This window comes from Mesorhizobium sp. M0293, assembly GCF_040321735.1.
Lineage (GTDB): Bacteria > Pseudomonadota > Alphaproteobacteria > Rhizobiales > Rhizobiaceae > Mesorhizobium.
This window is the reverse complement of the sequence record NZ_JAMYSA010000087.1, coordinates 1-26,014: the sequence shown is the minus strand read 5'-3', so window position 1 is coordinate 26,014 and position 26,014 is coordinate 1. Positions and strand designations below refer to the sequence as shown.

The window sequence follows — 26,014 nt, the reverse complement described above, 5'->3', positions numbered from 1 at the left end:
ACATCAAAAACACAACCAGGATGGGAACGAATCCCCATCCTGATCGAAAAATCTTACCCAACTTTGCTTAAGTGAACTGCATTAGCCTCTCAGCGCCCTTTTTGCGATCATTTGATTGCATGGCTTAATGCGCCACGCCTTCCCACACCTTGCGCTTGGTGAGATAGACCAGCGCGCCGAACAGGAGCAGGAAAACCAGCACGCGGAAACCGGTCTTCTTGCGATCTTCCATATGCGGCTCGGCTGCCCACATCAAGAAAGCGGAAACGTCGCGGGAATACTGGTCGACGGTCTGTGGCGAGCCGTCGTCATAGGTCACCTGGCCATCGGACAACGGCTTGGGCATCTTCAGCGACACGGCGGACATGAAGTACGGATTGTAGTGGGTGCCTTCCGGGATCACCATGCCGGCCGGCGGCGTCTGGTCGTAGCCGGTCAGCAGCGAATGGATATAGTCGGGACCGCCCGCGTCGTACTGCGTGAAGATGTCGAAGACGAATTGCGGAAAGCCGCGCTCGACGCCGCGTGCCTTGGCCAGCAGCGACATGTCGGGCGGAGCGGCACCGCCATTGGAGGCGGCGGCGGCCTCCTCATTGGCGAAGGGTGCCGGAAAATGGTCGGACGGCTTGCCGGGACGATCGAACATGTCGCCAGCGTCATTGGGGCCATCATGGATCGTGTACTCGGCCGATAGCGTCTTGATCTGGGCATCGGAATAGCCGAAGTCCGACAGCGTGCGGAACGCCACCAGGTTCATCGAATGGCAGGCCGAGCAGACCTCCTTGTAGACCTTCAGGCCGCGCTGCAGCTGCGCCTTGTCATAGGTTCCGAACGGGCCGGTGAAGCTCCAGCTCATTTCCTTCGGCTCGTCGATCGGGAAATGCGTGGGTGCCGCAGCGTTGTGGGCCTCTTCGGCGGCGATCGCCCAAGTGCCCGCGGCCCCAGTGCCGGCGGCCACAAGGCCGAGCAGCGCCAGCGAGGTGAGAATCTTTTTCATGCCAAATCCCCTTAGATTCTCTACCGCTCAGCCTTTGGTCTCTGGCGCGGCCGTGGCGCCCGCCGGATGTCCGCCGCCGCCCTTGTTCTTGTCGAGCACCGCTTCGGTGATCGAGTTCGGCAGCCTTCGCGGCGTCTCGATCAGACCGAGCACCGGCAGCGCGACCAGGAAGAAGGCGAAGTAGAACAGCGTCGCCATCTGCGCCATGAACACATAGGTGCCTTCCGCCGGCTGCGACCCCAGCCAGCCCAGCAGGATGGCATCGGCCACGAACAGCCAGAAGAACAGCTTGTACCAGGGCCTGTAGACCGCCGAGCGCACCTTAGAGGTGTCGAGCCAAGGCACCAGGAACAGCATGACGATGGCTCCGAACATGCACAGCACGCCGCCGAGCTTGGAGTTGATCGGCCCGATATTGAAGGTGATGGCGCGCAGGATCGCGTAGAACGGCAGGAAGTACCATTCCGGCACGATATGGGCCGGGGTCTTCAGCGGGTTGGCGACCGTGTAGTTGTCCGGATGGCCGAGATAGTTCGGCAGGTAGAAGACGAAATAGGCGAAGAAGAACAGGAACACGATCATGCCGAACGCGTCCTTGATGGTCGCGTAGGGGGTGAAGGCAACAGTATCGGTCTTCGACTTGACCTCGATGCCGGTCGGGTTCGACTGGCCGACGACATGCAGCGCCCAGACGTGCAGCACGACGACGCCGGCGATCATGAACGGCAGCAGGTAATGCAGCGCAAAGAAACGGTTCAGCGTCGGATTGTCGACGGCGAAGCCGCCGAGCAAAAGCTGCTGAATCCAGTCGCCGACCAGCGGAATGGCCGTGAAGAAGCCGGTGATGACGGTGGCGCCCCAGAAGCTCATCTGGCCCCAAGGCAGTACGTAGCCCATGAAGCCGGTCGCCATCATCAAGAGGTAGATGATGCAGCCGAGGATCCAGAGCAGCTCGCGCGGCGCCTTGTAGGAACCGTAATAGAGGCCACGGAAGATGTGGATATAGACGGCGACGAAAAAGAACGAGGCGCCGTTCGAATGCATGTAGCGCAGCAGCCAGCCCGAATTCACGTCGCGCATGATCTTCTCGACCGAGCCGAAGGCAAGGTTGGTGTCGGCCGTGTAGTGCATGGCCAGCACGATGCCGGTCAGGATCTGCGCCACCAGCATGATCGACAGGATGCCGCCGAAGGTCCACGCATAGTTGAGATTGCGCGGCACCGGATAGGCGATGAAGCTGTCATAGACCAGCCGCGGCAGCGGCATGCGGGCGTCGACCCAGCGTCCGAGACCGGTTTTGGGCGTGTAGGTCGAGTGTCCCTCGCTCATCGAAATATCCCCTGCCTCAACCGATAAGGATCTTGGTATCGGAAATGAACTTGAATACCGGAACCGCCATGTTCTCGGGCGCCGGGCCTTTGCGGATGCGGCCGGCGGTGTCGTATACCGAGCCATGGCATGGGCAGAACCAGCCGCCGAAATCGCCTTCCTGGCCGAGCGGAATGCAGCCCAGATGCGTGCAGACCTGAACCATCACCATCCAGGCCTCCTTGCCGGGCGTGGTGCGGTTGGCGTCGGTCGCCGGTGCGTCGGCCGGAAGGTTGGCGTTGCGGGCGATCGGATCCTTGAGATCGGCCAGCTTGACCGCCTCGCCGTCCTTCATCTCCTGTTCGGTGCGGTTGCGCACCACGACAGGCTTGCCGCGCCACTTGACGATCAGCGACATACCCGGCGTCAGCGAGGCGACGTCGACCTCGACAGAGGCGAGCGCCAGCGTCGAGGCATCGGGGCGCATCTGGTCGATGAACGGCCACGCGACGGCACCCGCGCCGACCACTGCGGCCATGCCGGTGGCGACGTAGAGAAAATCACGACGGTTGGGATCCTGGGTGTCGGTTGCGCTCACGGGTGCCTGATCCTTTCGCCTCTTCCGTGCCGGTGGCTGAGCCTTGTTCCCCGCCCAACTACGCCAACCCGACAGCGCATGGCGAACAGGCTTGCGAATTCCTCCGGCATTTGGACTTCGGTTTATGCGTGAAGCCCGTTTTTGTCCAGACGGGTCAAGGCACAAGGGCAGATTGTCGCGGGGACAAAATCCGCCGCCGTGCAAAGCGACGCCGGATAGCCGTCAAACATCGCTAAACAGCAGGGAAACAACCGCAAATCCGATGCCCTTGTGCGCCTCGACACAAGGCGCCAGCCGGGTCTATCCTTACCATCATGGCACATGTCATAGACCGCGACACCTGGGCCGTTCGCACCGACCGCTGGAAGGGCGAACTGCAATGCGGCGCCTACGGCTCCAACTCTTGCCTGATCTTCAACTACCTGCCTGATGTTGGCGGCGGTCCCCGGCTGCACACGCATCCCTATGCGGAGATCTTCATCATCCGTCAGGGCACCGGCCTTTTCACCGTCGGCGACAAGGAGATCGAGGCTTCGGCCGGCCAGATCCTGATCGTGCCGCCCAACACGCCGCACAAATTCACCAATCTCGGCCCCGGTCCGCTGGAGACGACCGACATCCACGAGAACGGCAGCTTCATCACCGAATGGCTTGATTAGACCATGATCCCGAAAAGTGGGAACCGGTTTTCGGAAAGATTATGGTCAAAGACAGAGTTATTTGGCGCCGAGCCTCGCAAGCACGGCCCTCGGAATGTTGTATTCGCGGATGACGGCGTCATGCCTACGCAAGCCGCACAGCTCGCGCTGGATGAAATAGCCGTGCACCGCTTCGGCGGCATCCTTGAGCAGCCGGGGGCGTAGTTGCTCGTCGGCATTGTCGCGCAGCCTGGCCAGCGTTTCCTCGACCCGCTGGCCGGCGCGGCCGAGTGAGGCCGCCTTCTCCGCCAATATTTCATGGCCGAGCGCGTCGAAGGCGGCTTCAGCAGCCGAGGCGTTGGCAAGATGAGACGGCGGACGCAAGGACATTTCAGCCCCCTTTCCCGAAAATCATGCGGTGGGTGACGAATTCTTCGCCCACGACTGGCTGGAAGCCAAGCCGCTCATAGATGCAGGATTCAGGGCAACCAATACCGGAGCGTCGCCCCACCAGCCGCAACGATGTCGGCCTTCATCGCCTTGTCCTTCGGCGTCGCCGCTGCCCGGAGCCAGTTGATGGCGCCGGCAATGGTGTCGGGATTCTTCGGCTTGGCTTTGACGGTATAGGCGGTGCCGTTCGCGCGGAGATACATCTTCCGATAGGGCTGGTCGTGGACGGCGGCCGGGTCGACGATCCTGATCTCGGCGTCGACCACCACATCGATGATGCCACCGGTCATTGTGCCGCCCCGATGCGCGTGTGCTTGCTGACCCGCGGCACGGAGGGATCGGGCCGGCCATAGCGGCAGAGCTCATGGTGCACGCGGTAGACGGCGCGGTCGCCGCCCGAGTAGTGATAGCCAAAGGTCTGGCAGTCCGCGGTCTGGGCGTTGACGCCGAGGCGCATGTGCAAATAGTCCGAGCGCCGGCTGATCGTCCAGCCGTCCACCTCGGGCCGGGCGTTGAACGCCCAGCACCGATCTGTGACCTCCGTGATGCCGCGCAGTTCGTCGGCGAGTTCGACCGTCATCATTCTGCCCACTCCCGTGTACGCGCGACCGGTGCTTCCATGTCCGGGGCGGCGGCCTTGGCCACCTCGGTGAGCGTCTCGGCCACGCCGGCCTGAAGCGGCTTCAGGGCGCGGGCGGCTTCGAGGATCGCCTTCTTCGCCGCGCGCTTCTCCCGCTCGCTGGCGAGGAACGCTTCGTTCGTGCCATATTTGTAGAAGCGGCTCGTCTGCGTGAAGACCGTGCCGGTCTCCATGCCCATCTCGACCATCGCGGTGACCTTTGCCTCGCGGGACATTCCGGGGTTGGCCTTATGGAATGCCCAGATGTAGGCGACCGGCGCGTCAATCATGTCGCCGCCCTCAGGCAGCACCATTTCCGGCTCAGGCCCCGTGCGCTTGCCGAGCCCATGGAACTTCTTCCAATAGGTGAACTCGGTGCGCAAGTTGCCGGGGTTGAGGCCACGGCTGACACCGTGCGCGATGACATCGGCGGTCGATGGCGTGACCGAGTAGGCCGCAAGTTCATCGGCCACCGCCCAAGCCCGCCCGCAGAGCGTGTCCGGGCGCGGACGGATGACGCCGTTGCGCATGGGCCTCTCTTCGGGCGCCGGCTTGTCCTGCGCTTGGCGCGACATTTGCGTGCTGATCGTCGCGCGATTGTAGCCGAGCGGCTCCAGCGCGGCGACGGCGTCGGCCGTGGCCGCAGTCGGGTTGGCCGCGCGAAACTGGCGCACCGCCTCGATAGGGCCAATGGCCGGCGGCACCGTGGTGCCCTTCAGTAGCGAGATCGCGATACGAAGGCTCTTGATCGAACCCTCCAATGTCGCCTCAACGCTCGTCAGAGTCGCGAGCGCCGCCACCCGCATTGCTTCGTTCTTGTCGTTGTCGTCCATAGCGTTTTACCTCTTACACCTGCCAAATGACGCGAAGTTGCCACGCCGACGATTCGTCATAAGTATTTTATGCGGAAGGAAATTGCAAGATTTCCGCAGAAATATCGGAAAAGAAAGAGCCCAGCGCGAGGCCGGCCCTGCTCGAGGACCGGTTTCGCTGACGCCGCGAGTGCAAGTCTCAGCCGGAGTGGGGTGGATGGGGTGCCGAATTGGTGCCGAAAAGCGTGGACCCTTCGAAACTTTGAGTTGTAGTCTCAAATGGATGGCTTGGCCCACACTTGTTTTCGGAAAGATCATAGTCAAACCAAAGAGCTATTTCGCTCCGAGCCTGGCCAGCACAGCCTTCGGGATGTTGTATTCCCGGATGACGGCGTCATGCCTACGCAACCCGCACAGCTCGCGCTGAATGAAATGGCCGTGCACCGCCTCGGCCGCCTCCTTGAGAAGCCGGGGACGCAGTTGCTCGTCGGCATTCTCGCGCAGCTTGGCCAGCGTTTCCTCGACCCGTTTGCCGGCGCGGCCGAGTGCGGCCGCCTTTTCCGCCAATATTTCGTGGCCGAGCGCGTCGAAGGCGGCCTCGGCAGCCGAGGCGCCGGCTAAATGAGGTGGCGGACGCAAGGACATTTCAGCCTCCTTTCCTGAAGACCATGCGGTGTGTGACGAATTCTTCGCCTTCCACCGGCAGAAAGCCAAGCCGCTCATAGAAGCCGAAGGCTTCTCGCGGGGCGCGGGTATTCAGTACGGTGAAATGGCGACGTGCCCTGTCGATAACGGTCTCGACCAGCATCCGGCCAAGACCGGTGCGACGGTGCCGTGCACTGACGAACAGGTGCCTGACCCGGCCGTGGCCCCTGCCCTCGAAATAAGGATCGATGTTCAATCCGCACACGCCGGCGAGTTCCCGGCCATGCCAGGCTCCGTACAGCGCCTCACCGCGCTTCAGGAACTTGTTGCGGCCGCTCGCCCAGCCATCCGCCAGGCGCACCAGCATCCAGTAGCCTTCCAACCGGCTTTCCTGCTTCAGTGTATCGAAGGCCGGCATGGTCGGCCGGAGCCGCTGGAGCACGTAGCTGCCCCGGGGCCGATCTCTGGAATGACCTCTGGCGATCCGCCCATGCCCTACTCCGCCGGGCGTGTCTCTTCGAGCACGCTGTCCTCGTGATAGAGAAAACCGCCGGACTGCCGCTTCCAAAGCCGCGCATAGAGCCCGTCGAGCGCCACCAATTGGTCATGCGTGCCTTGCTCGACGATGCGGCCGCCGTCGAGCACCACCAGCCGGTCGAGTGCTGCGATCGTCGACAGCCGGTGGGCGATGGCGATGACCGTCTTGTTTTCCATCAGCCGCGTCAGATTCTCCTGGATCGCCGCCTCGATGTCGGAATCGAGCGCCGAGGTCGCTTCGTCGAGGATCAGGATCGGCGCGTCCTTGAGGAAGACGCGGGCGATCGCCACGCGCTGGCGCTGGCCGCCCGACAGTTTGACGCCGCGCTCGCCGACAAAGGCTTCGTAGCCGGCACGGTCCCTGTTGTCGCGCAAGCCGAGGATGAACTCATGCGCCTCGGCCTTTTTCGCCGCTGCGATCACCTCAGCGTCGGTCGCGTCAGGCATGCCGAGCTTGATGTTGTCGCGCAGCGAACGGTGGAACAGGGCCGTGTCCTGGCTGACGACGCCGATATTGGCGCGCAGCGAATTCTGCGTCACCTCAGAGACGTCCTGGCCATCGATGGTGATGGACCCGCCTTCCAGATCGTAGAGCCGCAGGATCAGATTGGCGAGCGTGGTCTTGCCGGCACCCGACGGCCCGACCAGCCCGACCTTCTCGCCCGGCCGCACGACGAGGTCGATGCCGTCGAGCACACCGAACCCTTTGCCGTAATGGAATTCGACGTTCTTCACCGCGATGCGTCCGCCGGCCACCATGAGCTCCTTCGCGTCGGGTGCATCGACCAGGCCAAGCGGCTGCGAGATCAACGCCTTGGAGTTTTCCAGCACGCCGAGGTTCCGCAATATGCTGTTGAGCTGCATCATCAGCCGGCCGAGCAGCATGTTGAGCCGCAGCACCAGCGACAGCGTGAAGGCGACCGCCCCAACCGTGATCGAGCCTTCGACCCAGAGATACACGGCAAAGCAGCCGATCGCGGTGATCATGATGCCCGACAGCGTCGTCAGCGCCATGCGCACGCCGGTCAGCCGACGGGTGAACGGGCGCAGCGCGTCGAGATAGATGTCGAAGCCATTCTTGATGTAGCGGTCGTCGCCGTCGGCCGAGAACAGTTTCAGCGTCTGCACGTTGGAATAGGAATCGACGATGCGGCCGGTGATCATCGAGCCGGCCTCGGCGGTTTCCTCCGCGTGCTTGCGGATTGCCGGCAGATAGAGTTTGGCCAACCAACCGAAGGCGGAAATCCAGATCACCACCAGCACCGCCAGCCTGAGATCGAGGCCAGCGACCAGCGCCAGCGTCGTCACCGTGTAGACTATCATGAACCAGACGACCTCGATGAAGCTTTCCATCAGGTCGCCGGTCGCTTGCCCCGCCTGCCAGACCTTGGTCGCGATGCGGCCGGCGAAATCGTTCTGGAAGAAAGCGTAGGACTGGCGCGACACGTGCCGGTGCGCCTGCCAGCGCACCAGATTGTAGAAGCCTGGCGTGATCGTCTGTTCGTCGACCAGCGCCGACAGGCCGACGACGATGGTGCGGATGACCAGCACGACCGCGATCATGAACACCAGTTCAGGGCCGGCGGCGTTCCACAGAGAATGCCAGCTGCGCTCGGCGGGAAGCTGGTCGAGAATGTCGACCAGCCGCCCGACGAAGTAGAACAGGCCGGCCTCGACCAGCGGCGCGATGCCGCCGATGACCAGCATGGCGAAGAAGGCGAACTTCGCCTGGCCGACATAGTGCCAGAGAAAGCCGCCGACGCTGGTCGGTGGCCGAAGATTCGCTGGCTCCCTGAACGGATAGACCCAGTTCTCGAACCAGCGATAGACGCCTGTCATCATGCGGCGGCCATCATTCTGCGGCTTGCCCCTTTGCAAGTGCATCATTGGCGACATCGGTCGGGATGTCCTCAAGCAGGAACCCGCCCGATTGACGCTGCCAGAGCTGCGCGTAGAGCCCGCCTCGGGCGACGAGTTCCTCGTGCGAACCTTCCTCGATGACACGGCCCTTGTCCATCACCACCAGCCTGTCCATCGCCGCGATGGTCGACAGCCGGTGCGCGATGGCGATGACGGTCTTGCCTTGCATGAGCTTGTAGAGATTCTCCTGGATCGCCGCCTCGGCTTCGGAATCAAGCGCCGAGGTCGCTTCGTCAAGGATAAGTATAGGTGCGTCCTTCAACATAACGCGAGCAATGGCGATGCGTTGCCGCTGGCCGCCGGACAATTTGACGCCGCGATCGCCGACATGGGCATCGAAGCCCTTGCGGTCTTTGGCGTCCGAAAGCCCAGCGATGAAATCCAATGCTTCGGCGCGCCCCGCTGCCTCGACAAGCAGCTCTTCCGAGGCATCAGGCCGGCCATAGAGGATGTTCTCGCGCACCGAACGGTGTAGCAGCGAGGTGTCCTGCGTGACCATGCCGATCTGGGCGCGCAGCGAATCCTGCGTCACAGCAGCGATTTCCTGGCCGTCGATCAGGATCTTTCCGCTCTCCAGGTCGTAGAAACGCAGCAGCAGATTGACCAGCGTCGACTTGCCGGCGCCCGAACGGCCGACGATACCGACCTTTTCGCCCGGCTTCACCGCCAGTGACAGGTTCTCGATCACCCCTTTCTGCTTGCCATAGTGGAAGCGGATGTCCTCGAAGCGGATTTCACCCCTGGAAACGGCGATGTCCTTCGCACCCGGCCTGTCCTCGACCAGGCGCGGCAACGAGATCGAGGCGATGCCGTCCTGCACCGTGCCGATATTCTCGAACAGGCCCGACATTTCCCACATGATCCATTGCGACATGCCCCATAGTCTGAGCACCAGACCGATGACCACGGCGACCGCACCGATCGTCACCGACTGCCCGAGCCACAGCCACAGCGCCATCGCCGTGACCGAGAACAGCAGCAGCGAATTCATGATGTAGAGCAGGCCGAAAAGCACCGTCACCAGCCGCATCGACCGGTAGACCGTCTGCAGGAAGCCGGCCATGCCTTCCCGCGCAAACGACGCTTCGCGGCGTGCATGGCTGAACAGCTTGACCGTCTGGATGTTGGAGTAGCTGTCGACGACGCGGCCGGTCATGGTCGAGCGCGCATTGGCTTGCTCCTCGCCGACCTTGCCCAGCTTCGGGATGAAATAGCGCAGCAACAGGATGTAGCCGACCAGCCAGACGCCGAGCGGCGCCGCCAGCCGCCAGTCGGCCGAACCGACGATGAACAGCATGCCAAGGAAATAGACGATGACGTAGTTCAGGACATCGATCAGCTTGATGACGCATTCGCGCACGGCGAGCGCCGTCTGCATCAGCTTGGTGGCGATGCGGCCGGCGAACTCGTCCTGGTAGAAGCTCATCGACTGCTTGAGCAGGTAGCGGTGCACCTGCCAGCGAATGCGCATGGGATAGTTGCCCATCAGCGTCTGCTGGTTGAGCAGCGAATGCAGCCATACCGTACCCGGCAGCGCGAACAGCACGATGAAGGCCATGCCGGCGAGCTTCCAGGCTTCCGTCTGCAGGAAGGTTTCGCGATTCTGACCCGACAGCCAGTCGACGATGCGGCCGAGGAAGCCGAACATCCACACTTCCGCAATCGCGATCGCCGTCACCAGCACCGCGTCGAGAAGAATATAGGGCCAGGCGCCGCGCGTATAATGCACGCAGAAGGCAACCAGCGTCCTGGGCGGCTCGACCGGTTCCGCCGCGGGGAACGGATCGAGCCGTCTTTCAAACCAGCTAAACAACAACATAGGCCATGCTCACAAATCTGTTTTCCGCTTATGCGGCGCGGGAGCGTACGAAGTCCCCGGACCGCACGGCGCCGAGGGCCGACGGTCCGGAATCATCCGGACCGTCGGCCCTGCTTCGCGCAATATAGGGGCTCGCGGGCTTTTCGCCGACAGCTGTGCCTGACGATCCTGACGGCGCACTGTTCACGATCCGGATTTTCGCACCGGGCCTGATCAGCCGGATGATCCGGCGCACCAGCGACGGCCGGCTCGGGTCGGGAACCGCGTGCGAGAAATCGACATCCGGCAGCATGCCGCGATGCGGCCGGCGGCGGATCTCGGCGTGAACCGCCGACGAATAGGTGTCGCCGATCAGCAGCGCCCAAGTCGGCAGTCGGTGAATATGCAGGCTCCTTGAGCCGGGTATTCTGTAGGGATCGAACATCGGTCCGTCCTCCGTGTGAAAATAGAGATAAAAAGGCGAAGCAACATCGTCCGCCGGCATTCGGCCGGAGGCACGCATTGCGTCGGTCTGGACACGATAGGCATCGGTCTGGACATGCTCAGGTGGGGCGTTCAGCCCTTTTGACTTTTTGAAAAACATCGCAGGATTCCTTCGAGAGCCGAAAAATCGTTTCGGCGGGAATCGGTGCGATCAAGTCTTAGAGAGTCAGGAGAATTGTCGTACCGAAGCCGCCGGCAGGCAGGTAAGCCCACGAGAGGGGCGCTGGATGTGCATGGTCATCATGAATTACCCCTCCATCGGTTCGGGTTGACAATGGAGCTGACATACCCGACTTCGCAGAAAATGGCCACCCGCAGGTCCAGCAATTTCCAAAACCGCGAGCCCGCTGTGGCCGATTTGCCACTTATTAGAAAGACGCGGAAATGAACTGTCGTCTCCGCATCGCGCTCTACCAGCCGGATATCGCCGGCAACACCGGGACAATCCTGCGCTTCGCCGCTTGCCTCGGGCTCGGCGTAGATATCATTGAACCGGCCGGCTTTCCGCTTTCCGACAAAGCGCTCAAGCGAGCCGGGATGGATTACCTCGAAATGGCTGCTCTGACCCGGCATGTCGACTGGCACGCCTTCGAGGACTGGCGCAAAGCCCGCGCACACCGGCTGGTGCTGCTGTCGACCAAAGCCACGACCGCTTACACCAGCTTTGCCTTCGCCGATGGCGACATCCTTCTGGTTGGCCGCGAATCCGCAGGCGTTCCGGATCCCGTTCATCAGGCGGCGGATGCGCGGCTGACCATCCCCATGCAGGGCGCGGCGCGCAGCATCAACGTCGCGCTTTCCGTCGCCATGGTGGCGGGCGAAGCCATCCGGCAACTGGGATAACGGCACTCCGTCTCCCGTCATCTTGACCCAGGCGCACATCGCCTTCTCCTTCGTTTGCAGATCCTGGGTTTCTTCGCTACAAGCTCAACTTAACTTGAGGTCAAGCGGAAAAATCGGGACGAAAAACAGAGATGGCACCGGTAACGGAATTGACGGTCGGCCAGGTGGCCATGCGCAGCGGTGTCGCGGTATCGGCGCTGCATTTCTATGAGGCCCGCGGCCTGATCCGCAGCCACCGCACGTCGGGCAACCAGCGCCGCTACGGCCGCGACGTGCTGCGGCGCGTGGCGATTATCAAGGTGGCGCAAGAGGTCGGCATCTCGCTGGCCGAGATCGGCACGGCCCTGGCATCGCTGCCCGAGGGCCGCACGCCGACGCGCGATGACTGGAACCTGCTGTCAACCGCCTGGCGCGACGGGCTCGATCACAAGATCGCCCAGCTGAAGAAACTGCGCGACGGGCTGACCGACTGCATCGGCTGCGGCTGCATGTCGATCGACAAATGCCCGCTGCGCAACAAGGGCGACCGGCTGGCAAGGGAAGGCACCGGCGCGAGGCGGTTGGTCGCAGGCTGAGCACCCTCCCCTCGTGGAGGAAAGCGCGCTTCAGTCAGCCGCCGGCAAGCGCCTGATGGTGAACTCGATCAGGTCGCCCGGCCGCTCGAACCAGCTTTCGATCTCGGTCCAGTAGGCCTGCTTGGGAAAGCGCTCGAACCATTCCTTGGCCTTGAGCCGCGCATCGGAGCGCGGCAGCACGAAGGTCTCGCGCAGGAAACCGTCGCGCGGCATGCGCGCGCGCTCGGCCCGGCTTTGGTCGAGCCTTTTCTTCAGGCCATCCAGCGGTGGTCTTGCCGGGGTGCGCACGAAACAACTCCTTGCACCTAGCGCATGACCCCGAAATCGGAATCGAGTTTCGGAAAGGATCATGCGCAAAACCAAAGTGACTTGACCCTTGCCCCTAAGAGATTAGGGATCGCGCCGGCAAAAGACGAGTCATTTGTAGGGCTCGCCGCCCACAACCGGAGACGGCACTTGGAACGACCCGAAATACCGGCAGGCCTGCCCGCCGACATCGAACAGAAGAAGATGAAGGCGCGACTGTGGTTCGAGGCGCTGCGCGAACGCATCTGCGCCACCTTCGAGCAGATCGAGCAGGATCTTGGCGGGCCACTGGCCTCATGGTCGCCAGGCCGTTTCGAAAAGACGCCATGGGAACGCGACGCAGGTAAGGGCGGCGGCGGCACCATGTCGATGATGCACGGCCGCGTCTTCGAGAAGGTCGGCGTCCACACCTCGACCGTCCATGGCGAGTTCTCGCCCGAATTCAGGAAGCAGATGCCCGGCGCCGAGGAAGACCCGCGCTTCTGGGCATCCGGCATTTCACTGATCGCGCATCCCTGGAACCCCAACGTTCCGGCCGTGCACATGAACACGCGCATGGTCGTCACCTCGCGCCAATGGTTCGGCGGCGGCGCCGATTTGACGCCCGTGCTCGACCGCCGCCGCACCCAGGACGACCCCGACACGGTCGCCTTCCACCGCGCGATGCAATTCGCCTGCGAGAAGAACGTCGCGGTGGCCGATTATCCGAAATTCAAAGCCTGGTGCGACGAGTACTTCTATCTATCGCACCGCAATGAGCCCCGCGGCACCGGCGGCATCTTTTTCGATTGGCTGCATTCGGGCGAAGACAAGGGTGGCTGGAATGCTGATTTCAACTTCGTCCAGGATGTCGGCCGCTCTTTTCTCGTCGTCTATGGCCACCTCGTACGCGCCAACTTCAACGAGAACTGGACCGACGGTGACCGCGACGAACAGCTCATCCGCCGCGGCCGTTATGTCGAATTCAATCTGCTTCACGATCGCGGCACCATCTTCGGACTGAAGACCGGCGGCAATGTCGCGGCAATCCTCTCTAGCCTGCCGCCAGAGGTTCGCTGGCCGTAACAATTTGGTGAGCGCGGCGTGAGCCGCATTGATGTCCCATTTGCGCGAAATGGGCATGGAATGTGGCACGCGGTGCGGTGAAAAATTTCTTTTTCGTCTAATAGGCTATTGAAAAGGCTGGCCTATTTGTGGCGCCGGGTCGGGAAGCGCCGGCGGTTCGCCCGAGAGCAATTCCAGGAAAGTGTGAAACGGTTTTCCGTTCGGAATTGCCTCAAAACAAGCGAGCCGCGACCCGACGCGACCGGACGGCCCAGACGATGCGGGACACCTTCGTCAAAAAGGATGCCCGCCCCTTCCAGGAGTACTTTGCAATGCGCAAGATCATTGTTTCGGCTGCAGCCGCTGCCCTTCTCGCTTCCGGTTCGGTGGCGTTCGCCGCCGTCAAGCACACCACCGGCACGATCAAGACCTTTGACGCAGCGGCCAAGAGCCTTGTCCTTGATGACGGATCGTCTTTTACGCTTTCCAAGACCTTCAAGGATCCTGGCCTGCAGACCGGCGAAAAGGTCCGCGTCTCTTGGGACATGAGCGGCAAGAAAAAAATCGCCGAGGCTGTCAAGATCGCGAAGTGATGGCCTGCCAAAGCAGGGCAAGATGATGTCTGGTCCTGCTTCGGGCTAGCGCGAAAGGGCGGAGCAGAGCTGTTTCGCCCTTTTTGCCGTTGACGGCAACCGATACCACCCCATCTGTGTTATGCTTTCCACCCGCTCGCGGCTCCGCGGATTCAACCCTGAAATCGGACCATGAGCCAAGAAAGTGCCGGAGCCTCGATCGGGCTCCACGGAGGAAAAGGAGAAATCGCATGAAGGAATTTCACTGCGGGTCGCTCGTGCCCGGCTGTGACTGGCACACACGTGCCGATGAGGAGGCCGAGGTCATGCGCCGTGTCGTCGAGCACATGCGCGAGACCCATGGCGAGACGGTCATCCGCGAGACGATGATCGAGGCGATCCGCTCGCGCATCGAAAAGACCCGCGACGCGGCCTAGCATTTGCCGCTCGGATTCATCCGCAACACCAACAAGCCGCGTTGGCACTTCAAGGTTGGTCGAGAAGCGCCATCGCGGACGTTCTGCCGGCAAGACACGCAGGTCAAAGAATTATATTTTCCTCAGCTAAAATAAACCCTGCGGTAACCGACCCCGTGCAACTGTCGGGGTAGATAATCCGGCTACAGTGGGGCTGCAAGAGAAGCCCGTCGCCACCAGGCACTGGTCCGGGATCGGTGGGGCGAGGTGTTTCGCGCATGCGCGAAAAGTCCGGCAATCGAGTGAGTTTCCGCACGACGGCGCTCCTGCTGTACGGGCTCCTTTCAGCGTCTCCGGCGATAGCCCAGGAAGTGACCACATCGCTGGTCGACCTCCATCAAGGCTCGCCGCTCAGCGATCGCGCGCGCGGCCTTGGCGGCGGCGGTTATGAACTGCAGGACGGAAGCCGGATATCGTTCAACCAATGGTACCACGCAAGCTGGGTCGACATGCATGTCGAACTTTTGACCCAGATCACGGAAGACACCGGCATCCTCTGGGGATTTGGCACCGGAGAAGAAGGTGAGAAATATCGCATCGAGCCCAGCCTAAAGCTGGGTTTCCTCACGCAGATGCATCCGGGTCCGAACAGCACTCTTTCCTTGTCGCTCACCACGACCCTCGGCGGCAAGCTTACCGAAAAGCCATGCGAAGCGAACTACGGCGATTTCGGTACTTACAGCGTCAATTGCCGGCTCGCGGCCAGCGAGATGGCACCAGAGGAAACTTTGAAATATCTGGTTAACGCTAAACCGGAGAGCCAGCACCTCTGGCTGAATTACCGTGTTACTTTCTGATCACCGGGGAGGATGCAAATGAGAAAATCATCTCGTCCCGAAATTCACGTTCGCCCGCCCTGGTTCCTGTTTGAACGGAGTAAGAGCATGTCCGGTAGTTGCTTGAAATTCGTTATCGTTGCGGCTCTCACCACCCTGTCGGCGCCGATGGCTTCGGCACAGGAGGCGGTCAATGCGGATGAGATGGCCGCGCTGTGTCACGGCGGCGGCCGATCCACATGCGCGAGTGCAACGATACCGGCTGCGACCACACAGGCGGTGCAGGGGTGGATGAGCCCCGACGTCGGCGCGGCATGGGCCGCGGGGTACAAGGGCAAGGGCGTCACGATTACCATTGTCGACGATTTCTCCAGTACATCGCGCTTCTCGGGCAATTTCGGTGTCGGGGTTCAAACCCAGCGCCACGGTGAGTGGACGCGCGAGGAAGCCAGCATGATCGCGCCCTTGGCGACCATCAGGTCGAAGGACTTTTCAACCAGTTCGGCCGTCAGCCTGACGCGTGGCCTGAACGTGCTCAATCTGAGCTATGGCATGTACGCCAACGCCGGTTACAGTTCGAACCAGATCGGATGGAGCGCCGAGGAAGCCTCCATCATCTCCTATGCCACCAAAGGGTCGGCCTTTGTTTCGAAGGCGGCGGGCAATGATTCGGTTGCCGTGGGCGGTGTCACAAGCGGTCAGCAGGACTATCTCGACATCGCCTTGGTTGGCAAAGCCTCTGCGGTCTTCGTCGGCGCCCTGTCGACGAACGGCACAACAACCAACAAGGCCCAGCTTGCCTGGTACTCCAACTATGCCGGCTCCGACCCGCTCGTGCAAAGCCACTTTCTTGTGGTTGGCGTCGATGGGAGCAAGACAGGCCTATATGGCACCTCCTTCGCAGCGCCGATCATTTCAGGATATGCGGCGATACTAGGCAGCAAATTCACCAAGGCCACGCCGACCCAGATCACCAACGATCTGCTCAATACGGCTCGTACCGACACCCTGGTCAACTATAGTGCTTCCATGTACGGCAAGGGCGAAGCGAGCCTTTCACGCGCCCTGGCTCCCGTGGCAATCAGGTAGCTTCGCTCGTTCGACGACATTAGACCGTCACGGAGCACAGACTTCGAGCCAAGGCCTAGGTTTCCAGTGCCTTCGCGGCGCGATCAAGCAGTGCGTCGCGATCAGGCGCAAATCCCGTTTCGATCCATTCCGCCTCGAGGTTCTTGAGGATTTCGCCCAGCTTCGGTCCTGGCGTTGCGCCGAGCGCCGTCAGATCGGCGCCTTTCAGCGGGAATACCGGTTTTTTCCATTTGAGCGCGAAGGCCAGCAGCCGCGAAAACCCGCCGGCTTCAAGCAGCGCGTCGGTGTCCTCGACAGCGCGCGCCCGTGCCCCGGCGAGCGACAATCTGAGCCGGTCGACAAACCCCTGCCGGTCGCCGCGATAGAGCCTCTTCGCCAGCTCGCCCTCGGTCGTCTTCGGCTCGACGGCGGTGGCAAGCGCCCAGTGGCGCAGGCGATCCGCTTGGGCAGTCGAAAATTTGAGCCGCTCGGCGAGCGTCTTCGTGCGCGCGGCATCCGGCGGCACGATCGCTTCCAGCCGCAGCAGCGGGTCAGGTGCCCAGCCCAGATCCTTCTCGGCCTTGGTCAGCCCGTGGATCGCATCGATGCCCCATTTCTCGCTTTCCGGCAGCGCGGCGGTCAACACACCAGCCTGCCGCATCCAGAGCAGCGCCCGCGAGGGATCAGGTGCTGACAGAAGCTTCTTCAGTTCCGACCAGATGCGCTCCGCCGAAAGCTGGGCCAACCCTTCCTTCAGCCGGGCACAGGCCTTCAGTCCCTCGGCGTCCGGCCGGCCATCGCCGTACCACGCGAAGAAACGGAAGAAACGCAGGATGCGCAGATAATCCTCACGGATGCGCGCTTCCGCATCGCCGATGAAGCGCAGCCGGCGTGCCTCGATGTCGGCGACGCCGCCGACCAGGTCGACAACCCTGCCATCGGCCTCGGCATAGAGCGCGTTGATGGTGAAGTCGCGCCGCTCGGCATCAGGCTTCCAGTCGCGCCCGAACGACACCTTGGCGCGCCGCCCGTCGGTCTCGATGTCGGCGCGCAAGGTGGTGACCTCATAGGGCTTGCCGCCGGCGACCACCGTGATCGTGCCATGCTCGATGCCGGTTGGCACCGCCTTGAAGCCCGCCGCGTCGGCGCGGCGGATGGTTTCCTCAGGCAAGCACGTGGTGGCGATGTCGATGTCGGCGACCGGCTGGCCCATCAGCGTGTTGCGCACGGCGCCGCCCGCGACACGCGCCTCTTCGCCGCCCTCGGCCAGTGCGGCCAGCAGGCGCTGCAGATGCTTGTCGCCGAGCCAGTCGGCCCTGCCCGCGATCGAGACACTCACGCATAGAGCCTTTCATAGAGCGTGCGGATGATGCCGGCGGTGACGCCCCAGATGCGCCGGTCGCCATAAGGCATGTCGTAGAAGAACCATTCGAGATCGTTCCACATGCGGCTGTCGCGCTTGTGATTAGCCGGGTCCATCAGGAAGCGCAGCGGCACTTCGAAGGCAGCATCGACCTCGTCGGCATTCAAGGTGAGTTGGAAACCCGGCTGCACGATGCCGAGAACCGGTGCGATGCGGTAGCCGCTGCCGGCGACATAGTCGGGCATGCGGCCGATGACCTCGATGCCATCCTGGCCAAGGCCGATCTCCTCGAAGGTCTCGCGCAGCGCCGCGGCCTCCGGGCTTGGATCGGTGGGATCGATGGTGCCGCCGGGAAAGGCCACCTGCCCCGAATGGTTGCGCAGCTTTTCGGCTCGTTTTGTCAGGAGAACCGTCGCATCGCCTTCGTGATCGACCACCGGGATCAGCACCGCCGCATCGCGCAGCGCCTTGCCCTGGTTAAGGCGTGGGTGACCGGGGTTGAAGCGATGATCGCCATAGTCGTCCCCGGCATGCGCATCCGGCTGCGCGGCAAAGCGCGCGCGAAAATCCGCGGATGAAAATGGCGCCGGCGACACCTGGTCCATCACGCGCTCAGCCGCTTCAACTGGTCCGCCGGCATGATCGGGAACACAGCATTCTTCGAGCGCACCGCGAACATGGTCTTGCCGCCGATCTCGACCTCCTCGCCATGTCCGACCAGCTCATACATCACCGGCCGCGCAACCAAGGCCTCGAGCCGGCCGCGCACCAGTACATAGGGCTTCAGCCCGCCGGTCTCGTTCTCGTCGACGAAGCGCAACGGCCGCTCCGGTCCGGCCTCGACCACATCGCCGACATTGGTGCGGAAGGTGATGATTTGCGCGTCGCCGTCGCCAGAAACATCCATTTCGACGGCGATGAAAGGCGCATCGGCGACGCGGATGCCGACCTTTTCCACCGGTGTCACCAGATAGGTCCTGCCGTCGGCATCCTTGCGCAGCACCGAGGAGAAAAGCTGCACCAGCGGCATGCGCCCGATCGGCGTGCCCAGGTAGAACCAGGTGCCGTCGGCCTTGATTTCCATGTCGAGATCGCCGCAGAAGTCCGGATTCCAGCGCTCGACGGGTGCTGCGCCCTTGCCGGCGCGGGCCGCGCGCGAGATCAGCGCCTCGAGCCCCCGCGCCTCGGTGGCGGTCGTCAGGCCTTCTTCACGATGTTCCAAGGGTCCCGTCATGGTCACGAAATAGTCACTGTTGTTCCGCTTGTCAGCCTAAGTCTGTGATTTAAATTCTGATGCAGACGCTAGGCGAGGCCGAATCGCGGCAGTCATGGTATGCTGCAGGCAGGTATTTCCAACCACAAGGATCGATGCGGCATGAGCGTAATGGTCAAGGAAAGCCCGATCAGCGAAACGGACATGATCGCCGAGGCCGAGAAAGCGCTGGCCGACATCTCCAGGATCCGCGACGGGGTCGGCCGGGTCATCTTCGGCCAGGAGAGCGTCGTCGAGCGCACGCTGGTGGCGCTTTTGGCCGGCGGCCACGCGCTGCTGGTCGGCGTGCCGGGCCTCGCCAAGACCAAGCTGGTCGAAACGCTGGGCATCGTGCTCGGCCTCGATTCCCGCCGCATCCAGTTTACCCCCGACCTGATGCCCTCCGATATCCTTGGCTCCGAGGTGATGGAGCAGGACGAGATCGGCAAGCGCTCCTTCCGCTTCATCGCCGGGCCGATCTTCGCCCAGCTTCTGATGGCCGACGAGATCAACCGCGCCTCGCCGCGCACCCAGTCGGCGCTGCTGCAGGCGATGCAGGAGTATCACGTCACCATTGCCGGCGCCCGCTACGACCTGCCAGCGCCCTTCCACGTGCTGGCGACGCAGAACCCGCTGGAGCAGGAAGGCACCTATCCGCTGCCCGAGGCCCAGCTCGACCGCTTCCTGATGCAGGTCGACATCCTCTATCCCGAAATCGAGGCGGAGCGCCGCATCCTTCTCGAAACCACCGGCATCGAGGACGCGAAAGCCCAGAATGTGCTGCAGCCGGTGCGGCTGAAGGAGATCCAGACGCTGATCCGCCGCATGCCGGTGCCCGAAAGCGTCGTCGAGGCGATCCTGACGCTGGTGCGCTCGGCGCGTCCCGGCCAGGGCAATGCCGAGACCGACAAGCATGTCGCCTGGGGCCCTGGCCCGCGCGCCAGCCAGGCGCTGATGCTGTGCACCAGGGCGCGTGCGCTCTACGACGGGCGGCTGGCGCCCTCGATCGACGATGTCCGCGCACTGGCCGAGCCGGTGCTGCAGCACCGCATGGCGCTGACCTTCGCCGCCCGAGCCGAAGGCACCAGCGTGCGCGACGTGGTGGCGAAACTGGCCAAAGGTATCTGATGGCGCGTATTGGCGAGGTCCAGGCTCCGGCAGCGACGCGCGACGCGCTCGCCCGTGGCCGGTTGCGGGCCTCGCTTGTGCCCGACCTGCTGGTCGAGGCGCGCCGCATCGTCAACACCGTAATCGCCGGCTGGCACGGCCGCCGCAAGCGCGGCATCGGCGAGAATTTCTGGCAGTTCCGGCCCTATGTCGAAGGCGATTCCTCACGCATCGATTGGCGTCGCTCGGCGCGCGACGATCATACCTATGTGCGCGACCGCGAATGGGAAGCCGCCCATACGGTCTGGCTATGGGCCGACCCCTCGCCCTCGATGCTCTACAAATCGACCGGCGCCAGCGTTTCCAAGCAATCGCGCGCGCTGGTGCTGGCGCTGGCCATGGCAGAGCTGTTGTCGCGCAGCGGCGAGCGCATCGCCTGGCCCGGCCTCACCGATCCGTTCACCGCCCGCAACGGCGCCGAGCGCATCGCCGCTCAGCTCATGCATGCCGGCGACTTGCCCGCAAAACCCGATTTGTCCGATATCCGACGCTTCTGCGACATCGTTGTCGTCAGCGATTTCCTCGATCCCGTAGAGGAGACGATGGCTTGGCTCGACGTGCTTGCCCGCCACGGCGTGCGCGCCCACCTGATCGAGGTCGCCGACCCGGCCGAGGAAACCTTCCCCTATGCCGGCCGCACCGAGTTCACCGATCCCGAGACCGGCGACAAGCTGACCGCCGGCCGCGCCGAAATCCTGGGTGACGAGTATCGCCTGCTCTATACCGCCCGCCGCCACGAACTGGCCGCCTGGTGCAAGCGCCTCGGCTGGAGCTTTACCGTCAACCACACCGATCGGCTGGCTTCCGACGCGCTGGTGCGCCTGCACATGGCGATGACCGCCGATGGTCCCTCTGTCGGGCCGACCGCTGGTGGCGGTCGTGCCAGCATGATCGCCAGTGGCGATCAGCCCAGGCCGACCGTAGGCGGTCGTGCCGGAAAGATCAGCGCATGAGCTGGCTGCCGCTCTCCTTTGGCGCCCCCATGGTGCTGTGGGGCCTGCTGGCGCTGCCGGTGATCTGGTGGCTGTTGCGGCTGACGCCGCCCAAGCCGCAGACCGAGATCTTCCCGCCGCTGAAGATCCTGGCCCGGGTGTTGAAGCGCGAGGAGACGCCGCAGCAGAGCCCGTGGTGGCTGACGCTGCTCAGGCTCTTGATGGCCGCCCTCATCGTGGCCGCATTGGCCGACCCGGTCTTCAACCCGCGCGAAAAGCTGCCGGCCGAGGGTGCGGCGCTCGCGCTCGTCATCGACAATGACTGGGCCAGTGCCGCCGACTGGGGCAAGCGCGTCGCCACCGCCGAGCGGCTGATCAACGATGCCGGCTCGAACGGCGTGCCTGTTATTATCGCCTTCACGGCCGAAAAACCCAATGCGGAGGTCGGCCCCTTCGATGCCGCCACCGCCCTTGACCGGCTGCGCGCCGCCAGGCCGCGGCCGATCCCGACCGACCGGCCCGCCGTCTATGCCCGCGTCGCCGGCGTGCTGGAGACCTTACCCGGCGCAAGTGTCGCCGTGCTCGCCGATGGCCTTGCGGCCAAGGGCGACGAGGCCGCCTTCAACACGCTTTTGTCGAAAAATGCCGCCCGTGTCGTCTGGGCAACCGCCGACAGGCTGTCGCTGACCGGCCTGACCGCCGCCGACAACCAAGTCGACGGCTTTGCCCTGACGGCCATCCGCGCGCCGGGCGACCCTGCCCCGGCGCAGGTCACCGCCGGCGCATTCGACGACAAGGGCCGCCGCATCGCCGATGCGACGCTGACTTTTTCGCCGGGCGAAACCACAGCCACCGGCACCGTGGCGGTACCGTTCGAGCTGCGCAACGACTTCGCCTCGATCGCGCTCGACGGCGAGCGCCAGGCCGGCGCGGTGCGCGTCCTCGATGAAAGCTCCAAGCGCCGCCGCGTCGGGCTGTTGTCGCAGGCCGAGGCCGACCAGGCGCAGCCGCTTTTGTCGCCGCTCTACTACATCAGGCGCGCGCTGCAGCCCTTCGCCGATCTGGTCGAACCCTCCAGCGCCGACCTCGCCGACGCCATCCCGCAGATCCTCGACCAGAGGCCGGCGATGATCATCATGGCCGACATCGGCACCATTCCCGCACAGGTCCGGCAAAGGCTGGTCGACTGGGTCGACAATGGCGGCACGCTGGTGCGTTTCGCCGGGTCGCGGCTGGCCGCTGCCGGCAATGACGACGATCTGCTGCCGGTTCGCCTGCGCACCGGCGAACGTTCGCTCGGCGGCGCGCTGTCATGGACGTCGCCGCAGCAGGTCACCGAATTCCCCAAGGCCGGCCCGTTCGCCGATCTCGCTCCGCCGACCGAGGTCACCGTCAGCAGGCAGGTGCTGGCCGAGCCGACGCCCGACATCGTCGAGCGCACCTGGGCGGCCCTTGCCGACGGCACGCCGCTGGTCACCGGACTGAAGAAAGGCAAGGGCACGCTGGTGCTGTTCCACGTCACGCCCGAGGCGACCTGGTCGAACCTGCCGATCTCGGGCAGCTTCGTCGAGATGCTGCGCCGCATCGTGCAGCTGTCGCGCAACCAGGGCGCGGCTATCGCCAATGCCGAAGCTGCCGCCACCTCGCTGGCGCCCTATCGCATGATTGCGGCCGACGGCTCGCTGGTGCCGCCAACGCCGGACGCACGGCCCCTGGTGCCGGGCGCCGGCGCCCTGCCGGTAACATTTGAGAACCCGCCCGGCCTCTATGGTTCCGAGACGGGTGTGTTTGCCCACAATTTGCTTGAAGCCGACAGCACATTGACACCGCTGGCACGCCCGCAGATCACTGTTCCGGTCACATCAATCCAGTATGCCTTCGACGAATCGCGCAATTTGAAGGGCACGCTGGTCGCGGCTGCCCTGGTGCTGATGTTGCTCGACACGCTGGCTGTGTTCTGGATAGGCGGCCTGTTTACCCGCCGGCCGCGCCGTACTGCTGCCATGGCCACGACCACAGCGATCCTGATTGCGCTCGGTGCCTTGTTCGGCCATGCCGATCTCGCCCGCGCCGATGACGCCAAGCCGGGCGACGAGGTCGCAATAGAGGCGATTTCGAAGACCCGCATAGCCTATGTGCTGACCGGCGTGCCGGGCGACGATTCGATTAGCCGCGCCGGGCTCGAGGGCCTGACCCGCTTCCTGGTCGAGAAAACGGCACTGGAACCGGGCGCACCGGCCGGCGTCGACATCTCCAAGGACGAATTGTCGTTCTATCCCTTGATCTACTGGCCGATCGATCCGGCTGCACCGATGCCGAGCCAGGCCGCGATCGCCCGCATCGACGCCTATATGCAGCAGGGCGGCACGGTGCTGTTCGACACCCGCGACCAGTTCGCCAACGGTATCGGCGCCGATTCGACCAGCCCGGCGACGGAGCGGCTGCGCGACATCCTCGGCAGCCTCAATGTCCCGCCGCTGGAGCCGGTGCCGTCCGACCACGTGCTGACGAAATCCTTCTTTATCCTGCCCGAATTCCCCGGCCGCTTTGCAGGTAGCCCGCTCTGGGTCGAGGCATCGCTCGAAGCCAGCAATGCCGAGAACCGGCCGGTGCGCACTGGCGACGGCGTCTCGCCGATCATGATCACCGCCAATGATTTCGCCGGCGCCTGGGCGGTCGACGAGAATGGCGATCCACTGCTGCCGACCGTGCCGGCGGACCCGATGCAGCGCATCTACGCACTGCGTGCTGGCGTCAACATCATGATGTACATGCTGACCGGCAACTACAAATCCGACCAGGTCCACGTGCCGATACTGCTCGAACGGTTGGGGCAGTAGAATGATGTCTTTTGTTGCACCTCCGCGGATCAACCCTCCCAAATGGGAGGGTAAGGAATGAACTGGTCAATCTCCTTCGAACCGCTGATCTCCTGGCCCTTGCTGGCCTTGGCGCTGGTGCCGTTGGCGCTGCTGGCGCTGATCGGCCTGTGGTTTCGCCAGCGCGGCTCAGTCTTCCGCTTCATCGCTTTGATGGCGCTCGCCGCCGCCCTGTTCAACCCGGTATTCCTCAACGAGGAGCGCGAGCCGCTGAAAAGCATTGTCGCCCTCGTTGTCGACCGTAGCCAGAGCCAGGATATCGGCGACCGCACGAAACAAACCGACGAGGCGCTGACGGGGCTGGAGCAGCGTCTTGGCCGCTTCAAGCAGTTCGACGTGCGCGTCGTCGAGGCCGGCAAGTCCGAGGCCGCCGAAGAGCGCACCGAAACGCGGCTGTTCAGTGCGCTCGAGGGCGCGTTCCGCGACGTGCCGCCGTCCCGCATCGGCGGCGCCATCATGATCACCGATGGCGAGGTCCATGACGCGCCCCCGGGCGCCCCCGATTTCAACGCCCCGCTGCATGCCCTGATCACCGGCAACGACCACGAAAAGGATCGCCGCATCCGCTTCGAGAACGCGCCGCGCTTCGGCCTTGTCGGCAAACCGCTCGACATGACCTACCGCGTCATCTCGACCGAAAACGAGACCGGTCCGGTCGACGTGCGCGTCTCGGTCAATGGCGAGCAGGTCGCGGTCGAGCACGCCACCGTCGGCCAGGCGATGCCGCTGCAGGTGACCATTCCCGCCGCCGGCCGCAACATCGTCGAACTCGCCATCGACCGCGAGCCGGGCGAGCTGACCGACACCAACAACCGCGCCATCGCGCTCATCGACGGCATCCGCGAGAACCTGCGCGTGCTGCTCGTCTCCGGCGAGCCGCATGCCGGCGAGCGCACCTGGCGCAATCTGTTGAAATCCGACGCCTCGGTCGATCTCGTCCATTTCACCATTCTGCGGCCGCCGGAGAAGCAGGACGGCACGCCGATCAATGAATTGTCGCTGATCGCCTTCCCGACCCGCGAGCTGTTCGTCGAGAAGATCAAGGATTTCGACCTCATCATCTTCGACCGCTACCAGCACCGCGACGTGCTGCCGATCCTCTATTACGACTACATCTCCGAATATGTCGAAAAGGGCGGCGCGCTGCTGATCGCCGCCGGCCCCGAATATGCCGGCGAAAGCTCGATCGCGCGCACGCCGCTGATGTCGGCCCTGCCGGCGATGCCGACCGGCGAAGTTGTCGACAAGGCCTTCTATCCAAGCCTCACCGATCTTGGCCAGCGCCACCCGGTGACGCGTGGGCTGGATGGCTCGGCCACCGAACCGCCGCACTGGAGCCGCTGGTTCCGCACCATAGGGGTGCAGAATCCCGAAGGCGAAGTGGTGATGAAGGGCGCCGACAACCGGCCCTTGCTATTGCTCGACCGCAAGGGAGAAGGCCGCGTCGGCATGCTTCTGTCCGACCAGGGCTGGCTGTGGGCGCGCGGCTTCGAAGGCGGCGGCCCGCACGTCCAGCTCTACCGGCGCATCGCGCACTGGCTGATGAAGGAGCCCGAGCTTGAGGAAGAACGCCTGACCGCCGACGGTCGCGGCATGGTGCTGGAAATCCGTCGCCAGACAATGGCCGACGATCCCGGCCCCGCCCAGATCATCACCCCGTCCGGCAAGACCTTGACCGTCAAGCTCGAGAAATCCGAGCCCGGCGTCTTCCTCGGCAGCGTCGAGACCAGCGAGATCGGCCTCTACCAGGTCGCCAATGGCGACCTGACGGCGCTCGCCCATGTCGGCCCGGTCAACGCACCGGAGTTCGCCGATGTCATTTCCACCGAAAACCGGCTGAAGGCGCCGGCGGAAGCCACCGGCGGCAGCGTGCGCCGGCTGGCGTCATCCACGGCCCTTGGAAGCGACGTGACGCTGCCTTCCATCGTGCCGGTG

Annotated in this window: 28 protein-coding genes; 12 read left to right on the top strand and 16 right to left on the bottom strand. The window is 63.7% G+C overall.

Annotated elements, in window-relative coordinates; genetic code table 11:
• Positions 1 to 124: 124 nt before the first annotated feature.
• From NKJ06_RS26065 to petA, 3 genes are read right to left on the bottom strand one after another with little or no spacing between them, the layout of a single operon-like run.
• Positions 125 to 997: a cytochrome c1 gene (locus NKJ06_RS26065; protein ID WP_352811108.1), complete on the bottom strand. Its 873-nt coding sequence runs from the start codon at positions 995 to 997 to the stop codon at positions 125 to 127.
• Between the two features lie 27 nt (positions 998 to 1,024).
• Positions 1,025 to 2,326, bottom strand: coding sequence for a cytochrome b (locus NKJ06_RS26060; RefSeq protein WP_352811106.1), 1,302 nt, complete (start codon positions 2,324 to 2,326; stop codon positions 1,025 to 1,027).
• A gap of 16 nt (positions 2,327 to 2,342) precedes the next feature.
• A complete protein-coding gene (gene petA, locus NKJ06_RS26055; RefSeq protein ID WP_352627595.1) occupies positions 2,343 to 2,903 on the bottom strand; it encodes a ubiquinol-cytochrome c reductase iron-sulfur subunit in 561 nt (186 codons plus the stop codon).
• A gap of 314 nt (positions 2,904 to 3,217) precedes the next feature.
• Here petA and NKJ06_RS26050 point away from each other — a divergent pair, with 314 nt between their 5' ends.
• Positions 3,218 to 3,562, top strand: coding sequence for a cupin domain-containing protein (locus tag NKJ06_RS26050; RefSeq protein WP_352811104.1), 345 nt, complete (start codon positions 3,218 to 3,220; stop codon positions 3,560 to 3,562).
• 57 nt (positions 3,563 to 3,619) lie between these two features.
• Here the strand turns inward: NKJ06_RS26050 and NKJ06_RS26045 are convergent, their stop codons facing one another.
• The 9 genes from NKJ06_RS26045 to NKJ06_RS26005 form a co-directional block, all read right to left on the bottom strand.
• The gene (locus NKJ06_RS26045) at positions 3,620 to 3,931 is read right to left on the bottom strand and encodes a DUF6665 family protein (protein ID WP_352811102.1); all 312 of its coding nucleotides are present in this window, start codon (positions 3,929 to 3,931) and stop codon (positions 3,620 to 3,622) included.
• A gap of 89 nt (positions 3,932 to 4,020) precedes the next feature.
• Positions 4,021 to 4,281 carry a hypothetical protein gene (locus NKJ06_RS26040; RefSeq protein ID WP_352811100.1) on the bottom strand — a complete coding sequence of 87 codons (261 nt, stop codon included), beginning with the start codon at positions 4,279 to 4,281 and terminating at the stop codon, positions 4,021 to 4,023.
• Positions 4,278 to 4,574: a hypothetical protein gene (locus NKJ06_RS26035; protein WP_352811097.1), complete on the bottom strand. Its 297-nt coding sequence runs from the start codon at positions 4,572 to 4,574 to the stop codon at positions 4,278 to 4,280. Before NKJ06_RS26035 ends, NKJ06_RS26040 begins: the two co-directional genes overlap by 4 nt.
• Positions 4,571 to 5,443, bottom strand: a complete 873-nt coding sequence (locus NKJ06_RS26030) for a hypothetical protein (RefSeq protein WP_352811095.1) — start codon at positions 5,441 to 5,443, stop codon at positions 4,571 to 4,573. Before NKJ06_RS26030 ends, NKJ06_RS26035 begins: the two co-directional genes overlap by 4 nt.
• Before the next feature lie 312 nt (positions 5,444 to 5,755).
• Positions 5,756 to 6,067, bottom strand: coding sequence for a DUF6665 family protein (locus NKJ06_RS26025; RefSeq protein ID WP_352811094.1), 312 nt, complete (start codon positions 6,065 to 6,067; stop codon positions 5,756 to 5,758).
• 1 nt (position 6,068) lies between these two features.
• The gene (locus NKJ06_RS26020; RefSeq protein ID WP_352811092.1) at positions 6,069 to 6,485 is read right to left on the bottom strand and encodes a GNAT family N-acetyltransferase; all 417 of its coding nucleotides are present in this window, start codon (positions 6,483 to 6,485) and stop codon (positions 6,069 to 6,071) included.
• Positions 6,486 to 6,562: 77 nt separating this feature from the next.
• Entirely contained in the window at positions 6,563 to 8,446 is a 1,884-nt protein-coding gene (locus NKJ06_RS26015) for an ABC transporter ATP-binding protein (RefSeq protein ID WP_352811110.1), read from the bottom strand.
• A 10-nt stretch (positions 8,447 to 8,456) separates the two neighbouring features.
• Positions 8,457 to 10,343 (bottom strand): ABC transporter ATP-binding protein, encoded by a 1,887-nt coding sequence (locus NKJ06_RS26010; RefSeq protein ID WP_352627589.1) that lies wholly within the window; start codon positions 10,341 to 10,343, stop codon positions 8,457 to 8,459.
• A 28-nt stretch (positions 10,344 to 10,371) separates the two neighbouring features.
• The gene (locus NKJ06_RS26005) at positions 10,372 to 10,926 is read right to left on the bottom strand and encodes a hypothetical protein (protein ID WP_352627588.1); all 555 of its coding nucleotides are present in this window, start codon (positions 10,924 to 10,926) and stop codon (positions 10,372 to 10,374) included.
• Positions 10,927 to 11,210: 284 nt separating this feature from the next.
• Between NKJ06_RS26005 and NKJ06_RS26000 the strand changes: the two genes are divergently transcribed.
• Together NKJ06_RS26000 and soxR are read left to right on the top strand one after the other, a co-directional pair.
• Positions 11,211 to 11,669 (top strand): tRNA (cytidine(34)-2'-O)-methyltransferase, encoded by a 459-nt coding sequence (locus NKJ06_RS26000; protein ID WP_352627587.1) that lies wholly within the window; start codon positions 11,211 to 11,213, stop codon positions 11,667 to 11,669.
• A gap of 131 nt (positions 11,670 to 11,800) precedes the next feature.
• Positions 11,801 to 12,244 carry a redox-sensitive transcriptional activator SoxR gene (gene soxR, locus NKJ06_RS25995; RefSeq protein ID WP_352627586.1) on the top strand — a complete coding sequence of 148 codons (444 nt, stop codon included), beginning with the start codon at positions 11,801 to 11,803 and terminating at the stop codon, positions 12,242 to 12,244.
• 30 nt (positions 12,245 to 12,274) lie between these two features.
• On the opposite strand, the gene NKJ06_RS25990 is transcribed toward soxR, so the two are convergent.
• Entirely contained in the window at positions 12,275 to 12,532 is a 258-nt protein-coding gene (locus tag NKJ06_RS25990; protein WP_023770299.1) for a hypothetical protein, read from the bottom strand.
• A 168-nt stretch (positions 12,533 to 12,700) separates the two neighbouring features.
• Here NKJ06_RS25990 and hemF point away from each other — a divergent pair, with 168 nt between their 5' ends.
• The 5 genes from hemF to NKJ06_RS25965 all read left to right on the top strand — a co-directional run bounded on the left by hemF (position 12,701) and on the right by NKJ06_RS25965 (position 16,507).
• Complete coding sequence (gene hemF, locus NKJ06_RS25985; protein WP_352627585.1) at positions 12,701 to 13,615, top strand: oxygen-dependent coproporphyrinogen oxidase; 915 nt, start codon at positions 12,701 to 12,703, stop codon at positions 13,613 to 13,615.
• A 311-nt stretch (positions 13,616 to 13,926) separates the two neighbouring features.
• Positions 13,927 to 14,187, top strand: coding sequence for a DUF1344 domain-containing protein (locus tag NKJ06_RS25980; RefSeq protein ID WP_352627584.1), 261 nt, complete (start codon positions 13,927 to 13,929; stop codon positions 14,185 to 14,187).
• A gap of 230 nt (positions 14,188 to 14,417) precedes the next feature.
• Positions 14,418 to 14,603 (top strand): DUF1059 domain-containing protein, encoded by a 186-nt coding sequence (locus NKJ06_RS25975; protein WP_023760708.1) that lies wholly within the window; start codon positions 14,418 to 14,420, stop codon positions 14,601 to 14,603.
• Between the two features lie 257 nt (positions 14,604 to 14,860).
• Positions 14,861 to 15,439: a hypothetical protein gene (locus NKJ06_RS25970; RefSeq protein ID WP_352627583.1), complete on the top strand. Its 579-nt coding sequence runs from the start codon at positions 14,861 to 14,863 to the stop codon at positions 15,437 to 15,439.
• Between the two features lie 18 nt (positions 15,440 to 15,457).
• A complete protein-coding gene (locus NKJ06_RS25965) occupies positions 15,458 to 16,507 on the top strand; it encodes a S8 family serine peptidase (protein WP_352627582.1) in 1,050 nt (349 codons plus the stop codon).
• A 55-nt stretch (positions 16,508 to 16,562) separates the two neighbouring features.
• Here the strand turns inward: NKJ06_RS25965 and NKJ06_RS25960 are convergent, their stop codons facing one another.
• The 3 genes from NKJ06_RS25960 to NKJ06_RS25950 are packed head-to-tail and all read right to left on the bottom strand — an operon-like array spanning position 16,563 to position 19,083.
• Positions 16,563 to 17,825: a CCA tRNA nucleotidyltransferase gene (locus NKJ06_RS25960; RefSeq protein ID WP_352627581.1), complete on the bottom strand. Its 1,263-nt coding sequence runs from the start codon at positions 17,823 to 17,825 to the stop codon at positions 16,563 to 16,565.
• Positions 17,822 to 18,454, bottom strand: coding sequence for a CoA pyrophosphatase (locus tag NKJ06_RS25955; RefSeq protein WP_352627580.1), 633 nt, complete (start codon positions 18,452 to 18,454; stop codon positions 17,822 to 17,824). The genes NKJ06_RS25960 and NKJ06_RS25955 overlap by 4 nt, the downstream gene beginning before the upstream one ends.
• Entirely contained in the window at positions 18,454 to 19,083 is a 630-nt protein-coding gene (locus NKJ06_RS25950; RefSeq protein WP_352627579.1) for a DUF1285 domain-containing protein, read from the bottom strand. The genes NKJ06_RS25955 and NKJ06_RS25950 overlap by 1 nt, the downstream gene beginning before the upstream one ends.
• A 141-nt stretch (positions 19,084 to 19,224) precedes the next feature.
• Here NKJ06_RS25950 and NKJ06_RS25945 point away from each other — a divergent pair, with 141 nt between their 5' ends.
• From NKJ06_RS25945 to NKJ06_RS25930, 4 genes are all read left to right on the top strand, one after another.
• Positions 19,225 to 20,229, top strand: a complete 1,005-nt coding sequence (locus NKJ06_RS25945; RefSeq protein ID WP_352627578.1) for an AAA family ATPase — start codon at positions 19,225 to 19,227, stop codon at positions 20,227 to 20,229.
• On the top strand, positions 20,229 to 21,221 hold the full coding sequence (locus NKJ06_RS25940; RefSeq protein WP_352627577.1) for a DUF58 domain-containing protein: 993 nt from the start codon (positions 20,229 to 20,231) through the stop codon (positions 21,219 to 21,221). The genes NKJ06_RS25945 and NKJ06_RS25940 overlap by 1 nt, the downstream gene beginning before the upstream one ends.
• Positions 21,218 to 24,040, top strand: a complete 2,823-nt coding sequence (locus NKJ06_RS25935) for a DUF4159 domain-containing protein (protein WP_352811087.1) — start codon at positions 21,218 to 21,220, stop codon at positions 24,038 to 24,040. Before NKJ06_RS25940 ends, NKJ06_RS25935 begins: the two co-directional genes overlap by 4 nt.
• A 57-nt stretch (positions 24,041 to 24,097) precedes the next feature.
• Positions 24,098 to 26,014: hypothetical protein (locus NKJ06_RS25930; protein ID WP_352811085.1), on the top strand; the 1,917-nt coding region annotated here is incomplete at its 3' end.

Excerpts from the sequence above, each read along its gene's own strand:
- NKJ06_RS26050 (WP_352811104.1), top strand. The coding sequence starts at position 3,218 with ATGGCACATGTCATAGACCGCGACACCTGGGCCGTTCGCACCGACCGC.
- soxR (WP_352627586.1), top strand. The coding sequence starts at position 11,801 with ATGGCACCGGTAACGGAATTGACGGTCGGCCAGGTGGCCATGCGCAGC.
- NKJ06_RS25940 (WP_352627577.1), top strand. The coding sequence starts at position 20,229 with ATGGCGCGTATTGGCGAGGTCCAGGCTCCGGCAGCGACGCGCGACGCG.
- NKJ06_RS25955 (WP_352627580.1), bottom strand. The coding sequence starts at position 18,454 with ATGGACCAGGTGTCGCCGGCGCCATTTTCATCCGCGGATTTTCGCGCG.
- NKJ06_RS26030 (WP_352811095.1), bottom strand. The coding sequence starts at position 5,443 with ATGGACGACAACGACAAGAACGAAGCAATGCGGGTGGCGGCGCTCGCG.
- NKJ06_RS25975 (WP_023760708.1), top strand. The coding sequence starts at position 14,418 with ATGAAGGAATTTCACTGCGGGTCGCTCGTGCCCGGCTGTGACTGGCAC.
- NKJ06_RS26045 (WP_352811102.1), bottom strand. The coding sequence starts at position 3,931 with ATGTCCTTGCGTCCGCCGTCTCATCTTGCCAACGCCTCGGCTGCTGAA.
- NKJ06_RS26035 (WP_352811097.1), bottom strand. The coding sequence starts at position 4,574 with ATGATGACGGTCGAACTCGCCGACGAACTGCGCGGCATCACGGAGGTC.
- NKJ06_RS26065 (WP_352811108.1), bottom strand. The coding sequence starts at position 997 with ATGAAAAAGATTCTCACCTCGCTGGCGCTGCTCGGCCTTGTGGCCGCC.
- NKJ06_RS25980 (WP_352627584.1), top strand. The coding sequence starts at position 13,927 with ATGCGCAAGATCATTGTTTCGGCTGCAGCCGCTGCCCTTCTCGCTTCC.
- NKJ06_RS26015 (WP_352811110.1), bottom strand. The coding sequence starts at position 8,446 with ATGATGACAGGCGTCTATCGCTGGTTCGAGAACTGGGTCTATCCGTTC.
- NKJ06_RS26060 (WP_352811106.1), bottom strand. The coding sequence starts at position 2,326 with ATGAGCGAGGGACACTCGACCTACACGCCCAAAACCGGTCTCGGACGC.
- NKJ06_RS25945 (WP_352627578.1), top strand. The coding sequence starts at position 19,225 with ATGAGCGTAATGGTCAAGGAAAGCCCGATCAGCGAAACGGACATGATC.
- NKJ06_RS25965 (WP_352627582.1), top strand. The coding sequence starts at position 15,458 with ATGAGAAAATCATCTCGTCCCGAAATTCACGTTCGCCCGCCCTGGTTC.
- NKJ06_RS25935 (WP_352811087.1), top strand. The coding sequence starts at position 21,218 with ATGAGCTGGCTGCCGCTCTCCTTTGGCGCCCCCATGGTGCTGTGGGGC.
- NKJ06_RS25950 (WP_352627579.1), bottom strand. The coding sequence starts at position 19,083 with ATGACGGGACCCTTGGAACATCGTGAAGAAGGCCTGACGACCGCCACC.
- NKJ06_RS26000 (WP_352627587.1), top strand. The coding sequence starts at position 11,211 with ATGAACTGTCGTCTCCGCATCGCGCTCTACCAGCCGGATATCGCCGGC.
- NKJ06_RS26020 (WP_352811092.1), bottom strand. The coding sequence starts at position 6,485 with ATGCCGGCCTTCGATACACTGAAGCAGGAAAGCCGGTTGGAAGGCTAC.
- NKJ06_RS25970 (WP_352627583.1), top strand. The coding sequence starts at position 14,861 with ATGCGCGAAAAGTCCGGCAATCGAGTGAGTTTCCGCACGACGGCGCTC.
- NKJ06_RS26010 (WP_352627589.1), bottom strand. The coding sequence starts at position 10,343 with ATGTTGTTGTTTAGCTGGTTTGAAAGACGGCTCGATCCGTTCCCCGCG.
- NKJ06_RS26040 (WP_352811100.1), bottom strand. The coding sequence starts at position 4,281 with ATGACCGGTGGCATCATCGATGTGGTGGTCGACGCCGAGATCAGGATC.
- NKJ06_RS26025 (WP_352811094.1), bottom strand. The coding sequence starts at position 6,067 with ATGTCCTTGCGTCCGCCACCTCATTTAGCCGGCGCCTCGGCTGCCGAG.
- NKJ06_RS26005 (WP_352627588.1), bottom strand. The coding sequence starts at position 10,926 with ATGTTTTTCAAAAAGTCAAAAGGGCTGAACGCCCCACCTGAGCATGTC.